Annotated in this window: 2 protein-coding genes; both read right to left on the reverse strand. The window is 64.2% G+C overall.

What is annotated here, in order from left to right; all coding sequences use genetic code 11:
* Window positions 1–435: ABC transporter permease subunit (locus EOD15_RS36120; protein WP_245463867.1), on the reverse strand; the 435-nt coding region annotated here is incomplete at its 3' end.
* Between the two features lie 96 nt (window positions 436–531).
* On the reverse strand, window positions 532–1,014 hold a 483-nt coding region (locus tag EOD15_RS34750), incomplete at its 5' end, for a transporter substrate-binding domain-containing protein (protein WP_127409326.1).

A 1,014-nucleotide genomic window follows, 5' to 3' on the forward strand; every position in this document is an offset into this window, starting at 1 on the left:
GGCCAGGATCGCGCCGCGTATCACCTCTGTCGAATAGGCGCCCTGGACGAAGCCGAGCACGGCGATGCCGGCGGCAAGGCCGCTCACATCGACGCGCTGATAGCCCATGGCCGTCAGCGCCTGATTGATCAGGTCGGTTCCGGCGTAATAGAGCAGCAGGATCAGCACCAGTTCGGGCACGGCGCGCACGATTGTGGTGTAGACCGCCAGGAGATCGCGCACCACCGGCCCGCCATAAAGCTTGCCGTAGGCGCCGCCGGTGCCGATCAGAAGGCCGAGGCACGTGGCGCCCAGCGCGATCTCGATCGAGTGCAGCAGCCCGACCAGAAGCGTCCCGCCCCAGCCTGGCGGGTAGGGCGAGAGAAGCTCGGTGATGCCGGCCGCGGAGGCCGAAAGAAGTGCGTCGATCAGCGTCGCCCCCGAAGTGCTGGCCAACCGCCGACGGCTGTGTCGGCGGCAAACATGCCTGGGAAAGATCGGGCAGGTGGGGCATGGCGCTGACGCCATGCCCCACGGCTCATGCGAGGGTCGTCAGTTCGACTGCGCGCCGCCGCCGCCGTAAATGTCGAAATCGAAGTATTTCTTCGAGATCTCGTCATATTTGCCGTTGGCGCGGATCGCCTTGATGCCGGCGTTGATCTTGCCCTTCAGTTCGGTGTCTTCCTTGCGCACGCCGGCGCCGACGCCCGGTCCGAGCACTTCGTCGTCCGGAGCGACCATCCCCTTCAAGTCGCAGCAGGCCTTGCCCTGGTCGGATTTCAGGAATTCGCCAAGCGCGATGGAATCGGCCTGAACCGCATCGAGGCGGCCGGCGGCAAGATCGTTGTTGGCTTCGTCCTGGGTCTGGTATTCCTTGATCTCGGAGGCTGTGCTGCCAAAATGTTTCTTGGCGTAGACAGCGTGCACCGTCGAAACCTGCACGCCGACGATCTTACCCTTGAGGTCGTCCGGGGCGGAGCCGAATTTCTGGTCCTTGGGGCCGATGATCGCGGTCGGCGTGTTATAGTACTTGTC

Origin of the sequence: Mesorhizobium sp. M7A.T.Ca.US.000.02.2.1 (genome assembly GCF_003996995.1) — a bacterium.
In the GTDB taxonomy this organism is placed as follows: Bacteria; Pseudomonadota; Alphaproteobacteria; order Rhizobiales; family Rhizobiaceae; genus Mesorhizobium.